The 4,659-nt window shown below is 70.7% G+C and carries 3 protein-coding genes and 1 pseudogene; 2 read left to right on the top strand and 2 right to left on the bottom strand.

Annotated elements, in window-relative coordinates; all coding sequences use genetic code 11:
• Nucleotides 1–683: 683 nt before the first annotated feature.
• Both ACJA3G_RS30680 and ptsP read left to right on the top strand, forming a co-directional pair.
• The gene (locus ACJA3G_RS30680; protein ID WP_406556301.1) at nucleotides 684–1,133 is read left to right on the top strand and encodes a PTS glucose transporter subunit IIA; all 450 of its coding nucleotides are present in this window, start codon (nucleotides 684–686) and stop codon (nucleotides 1,131–1,133) included.
• A 94-nt stretch (nucleotides 1,134–1,227) separates the two neighbouring features.
• Nucleotides 1,228–2,898, top strand: coding sequence for a phosphoenolpyruvate--protein phosphotransferase (gene ptsP / locus ACJA3G_RS30675; protein WP_406556300.1), 1,671 nt, complete (start codon nucleotides 1,228–1,230; stop codon nucleotides 2,896–2,898).
• 132 nt (nucleotides 2,899–3,030) lie between these two features.
• Here ptsP and ACJA3G_RS30670 read toward each other — a convergent pair whose 3' ends face one another.
• The gene (locus ACJA3G_RS30670; protein ID WP_406556299.1) at nucleotides 3,031–3,999 is read right to left on the bottom strand and encodes a hypothetical protein; all 969 of its coding nucleotides are present in this window, start codon (nucleotides 3,997–3,999) and stop codon (nucleotides 3,031–3,033) included.
• A 22-nt stretch (nucleotides 4,000–4,021) separates the two neighbouring features.
• Nucleotides 4,022–4,659, bottom strand: a pseudogene (locus tag ACJA3G_RS30665) (MFS transporter); the annotation flags it as partial.

Genomic DNA, 4,659 nt, shown 5'->3' with positions numbered 1-4,659 from the left:
CCAGTCGTCCTCAGCGTCCTCGCTGTGTTGTTGCCTACCCGCCACAAGGGCCGGCAGGACTTTTCAAAGGAACCTCCAACCCACCATCACTGGCAGGCCGGGGTTGTCAATCTGGCGTTGACTTTTGGCACGCTGTTGAGTTCTCAAGGTACGGACGCTTCCTTCGTTCCCGTTTCCGGGCCCTCCGGGCGCTTCCTTCGTTTCCGACTCTATCAGACCGTTTCCGGCTCGATTTCCTCGGTGCTTTCCAGGTTTTCGCTTTCGCGTTTCCCTTTCCGGCGGCTCCGACTCTATCAGTGCTTTTCCGTCTCTCCGGCCACTTCGTTTTGCGACGCACGGAAATACCGAGGCAGCAGAGCGAGGTGCGGATCAAGATCAGCGAATGAAGGAGCCTGCCCGCCCCGACGCATGCACGTGAAGTTCACACGTAGCGGTCAGGCGGGACTTAGGACAGTACAGGCCCCGGCGCAGTCGGGGCAAATCGGCCCCGAGGCCCCTCAGGGGTCTATGGTCTAGTCCACTACCGCACCGGTCTAGTCCAGTAGTCTCCGTCGGGGAAGCCCGGCCTGGAGTCATACCAGGCGAACCCGGACTTCTTATGACTTACCCTTCTGAAAAGTACGCCGCCACCCAGCAGGAAGTGGCGGTGACGCGAAGAAGCCCCACCCCCTGGGAGGCCATCCATGACCACCGTGACGTCCCCGCTCGCCGGGCGTGCCATCGGACTCGCGGCAGTGCCCGATCCGGTGTTCTCCGGCGCAATGGTGGGTCCCGGTACCGCCATCGATCCCGTACGAGAGCCCTCGGAGGCGGTTTCCCCCGTCGACGGTGTCATCGTCTCCCTGCACCCGCACGCTTTCGTCGTCGTGGACGACCAGGGCCACGGTGTGCTGACGCACCTCGGTATCGACACCGTCCAGCTCAACGGCGAGGGCTTCGAGCTGCTGGTCAACAAGGGCGACACCGTGCAGCGCGGCCAGGCCGTCGTGCGCTGGAACCCGGCCGCCGTGGAGGAGGCCGGGAAGTCCCCGGTGTGCCCCATCGTGGCGCTGGAGGCCACGGCCGACTCCCTCTCCGAGCTGGTCGACAGTGGTGAAGTGAAGGTTGGCGACGCCCTGTTCAGCTGGAAGTAGTTCGGCCCGTAGTCGTGACGCCGCCGTCAGGGAGACGGCGGGTCGGACATCCACCGCGGCGGCGGAGACCGCCGCACCAATCGGAGACGGTGAAATGGAGACAACGCTGCGAGGCGTCGGCGTGAGCCACGGTGTGGCGATCGGCCAGGTCCGGCACATGGGTACTGCGGTCCTGGAGCCGCCGGCCAAGCAGATTCCCGCGGATGAGGCGGAGCGCGAGCAGGGGCGTGCCCGCAAGGCCGTGGAGGCCGTGGCGGCCGATCTGAACGCGCGCGGCAACCTGGCGGGCGGTGAGGCGCAGGCCGTGCTGGAGGCCCAGGCCCTGATCGCCCAGGACCCCGAGCTGATCGCCGACGTCGACCGTCGTATCGCCGTCGGCAGCACCGCCGAGCGGGCCGTGTACGACGCGTTCTCCCACTACCGCGAGCTCCTCGCGGGCGCGGGTGAGTACATGGCCGGGCGGGTTGCGGACCTCGACGACGTGCGCAACCGCATCGTGGCGCGTCTGCTGGGCGTCCCCATGCCGGGCGTCCCGGACAGTGACGAGCCGTATGTGCTGATCGCGCGGGATCTCGCTCCCGCCGACACCGCGCTGCTCGACCCCGCGCTCGTGCTCGGCTTCGTGACCGAGGAGGGCGGCCCCACCAGCCACAGCGCGATTCTGGCGCGGGCGCTGGGTGTCCCCGCGATCGTGGCGCTGCCGGGCGCCGGTGAACTGGCCGAGGGCACGCTGGTGGCCGTCGACGGCAGCACCGGTGAGATCTTCGTCGAGCCGAGCGAGGACAAGCGCGCCGAGCTGGAGCGCGCCGCCGCCGAGCGCCGGGCCGCGCTGGCCGCTTCCTCCGGGCCGGGGGCCACCTCGGACGGGCACAAGGTGCCGCTGCTCGCCAACGTCGGCGGTCCCGCCGACGTTCCGGCGGCCGTGGAGGCGGGCGCCGAGGGCGTGGGGCTGTTCCGTACCGAGTTCCTCTTCCTCGACGACTCCGCGAAGGCGCCTTCGGAGGAGAAGCAGGTCGAGGCGTACCGCCAGGTCCTGGAGGCCTTCCCGGAGGGCCGGGTGGTCGTGCGGGTGCTGGACGCGGGCGCCGACAAGCCGCTCGACTTCCTGACGCCCGCCGACGAGCCGAACCCGGCGCTCGGCGTGCGTGGTCTGCGCTCGCTGCTCGACCACCCCGACGTGCTGCGGACGCAGCTGACGGCGCTGGCCAGGGCCGCCGAGGGGCTTCCGGTCTACCTGGAGGTCATGGCGCCGATGGTCGCGGACCGTACGGACGCCAAGGCGTTCGCGGACGCGTGCCGGGAGGCCGGGCTGCGGGCGAAGTTCGGCGCGATGGTGGAGATCCCCTCTGCCGCGCTCCGCGCGCGCTCGATCCTCCAGGAGGTCGAGTTCCTGTCGCTGGGCACCAACGACCTGGCCCAGTACACATTCGCGGCCGACCGGCAGGTCGGTGCGGTGTCGCGGCTCCAGGACCCGTGGCAGCCGGCGCTGCTCGACCTGGTCGCGCTGTCCGCCGAGGCGGCCAGGGCCGAGGGCAAGAGCTGTGGTGTGTGTGGTGAGGCTGCCTCCGATCCGCTGCTCGCCTGTGTGCTGACGGGTCTGGGTGTGACCAGCCTGTCGATGGGTGCCGCGTCCATTCCTTACGTCCGCGCGACGCTGGCGAAGTACACGCTCGCCCAGTGCGAGCGCGCGGCGTCCGCGGCCCGTGCCGCGGACTCGGCCGAAGAGGCCCGGGTGGCCGCGCGGGCGGTGCTGTCCGGGGAGTGACCCGTGCTCGGCTGCCGCCGCCCGGGCGCGCGGCAGCCGGGTGTCTGTGAGTGGAGGGGCTTCCCGTCGTCGTCGCGACGGGGAGCCCCTTTCGTTTCCCCCTGGGCGGCGGTCCCTCCGGTCCTCCGGTCCTCAGTGGTCGGTGGTGGGCTGGTCGAACGGGAAGCCCGCGCGGTAGTCCACTCCTGGTTCGGGTGCCACCGGGTCTCCGGTGTCGGCATCCGTGCAGTACGCGCTGAAGACCTCCCCGGCGGTGAGCGGGTGCAGACCGCCCTCGTGCAGACGCCAGCCGTGGACGCGGTCGGGTGCGTCCGCCGACGTCGTTCGCAGCACCAGGCCGCCTGGGCTGTGCTGGGCGATCCCCGCGGCGAGGACGGTGACGAACTCGGCGACGTCCGTCTCGTCGAGACGGACGGGTTCACCACCACGCCCCTCGGCATCGCCGCGCCCCTCGGCGTGGAGCACGGCGATGAGCTGTTCCCGCTGTGCCTGGACGCTGCACACCATGTGGTGCAGGCCCGGCCCGGCGGCCTCGATCAGTCGGGTGAGGATCGTCGATGCGCGTTCGAAGGCCGAGCGGCCGATGTCCTGGCCGCATTCGGCGCACTCCCCCAGGTCGGCCAGGAGCAGTGTGGCGTAGTCCCAGGTCGCCTGGCGGACCGCTTTGTTGATGAGCTCGGGCACCAGGCTGTCGATGGGCTGGCCTTGGTAAGGGACGCGGGTGCCCGCTGCCGCGATCTCGGCGGTGAAGCGGGTGCGGCTGGCGGGGGTGTCGGGGTCGATGCCGGTGGCCGTGCAGAACTCGGTGAACTCCTCCGGGTCGAAGAGGGCGACCGTGGTGTGCAGTCCCTGGGCGGCGAAGGACCGGAGCAGGCCCTCGACCTGGCGGAGGTAGGCCGTGTGGTCGTCGAAGGCGAAGGTCCGGTACCGCGTCATCGCCTCGAAGTCGTACGCGTCGGCCAGCAGGCCCACCGTGCTGGGCGTCTCCCTGCGCAGGGTGCGCCGGTTGGGGCGGGCCTTGTGGGCCGGCCGGGTGCCACGTGGTGAGCGGGCGGTGGTGGTCCTGCCGGTGCTTTTCCTGGAGTTGCGGATGTGCGCCATGTTTCCCCCTGAGCGCTGTCGATCAGTGCTCACTCACCGTAACCGGGGCCACTGACAACGCCGGTCGCGGCAGCCGGTCCCGTACGAACCGGTGCTGAATGCAGCAGGTCAGAGCGATGGCGGCGCCGAAGACGGTCCAGCCGACGGGGCCGGTGGCGATGGCCGCGGTGACGGCGAGCGGTCCCGCGCTGCGCTGGGCGGACTGGGCCAGTCCGTGCACGCCGAGGTAGGCGCCCTGGGCCTGCTCGGGGGCCAGGGCGAGGGAGAGCTCCCACGAGACGGTGGCGTGGATCATCTCGGCCAGGGTGAACGCCGTGGCCGAGACGGTCAGGCAGATGCTCGCCACCACGGCGCCGTGGACCGCCGAGGCCGCCATGGCGATGCCCGCGGCGGCGAAGACCGCGGCGAGCGGGAGGAGCAGGCGGTGGGCCGCCCTGGTGGTGGCGCCGAAGCGGGCCAGGGGGACCTGGAGGCCCACCACCATCACGTTGTTGAGCACCATCAGCAGCGGTACGAGTCCGTGGGGTGCGTCCGTGGCGGAGACGGCCCAGAGGGGGATGCCGACCTTGAAGACGGCGTCGTCCATGAAGAGGACGGCCTCGGTGGCGACATAGGCGAGGTAGGCGCRGTCCTTCCAGGGGCTGTCCGGGCGGGCGGCGG

The organism is Streptomyces sp. YS-3 (genome assembly GCF_045257485.1).
In the GTDB taxonomy this organism is placed as follows: domain Bacteria; phylum Actinomycetota; class Actinomycetes; order Streptomycetales; family Streptomycetaceae; genus Streptomyces.
The sequence above is the reverse complement of the archived record's forward strand: the minus strand, read 5'-3'. Positions and strand labels throughout refer to the sequence as shown.

What these genes read in the sequence shown, in the direction of transcription:
- ACJA3G_RS30680 (WP_406556301.1), top strand. Translation starts at nt 684, where the DNA reads ATGACCACCGTGACGTCCCCGCTCGCCGGGCGTGCCATCGGACTCGCG.
- ptsP (WP_406556300.1), top strand. Translation starts at nt 1,228, where the DNA reads ATGGAGACAACGCTGCGAGGCGTCGGCGTGAGCCACGGTGTGGCGATC.
- ACJA3G_RS30670 (WP_406556299.1), bottom strand. Translation starts at nt 3,999, where the DNA reads ATGGCGCACATCCGCAACTCCAGGAAAAGCACCGGCAGGACCACCACC.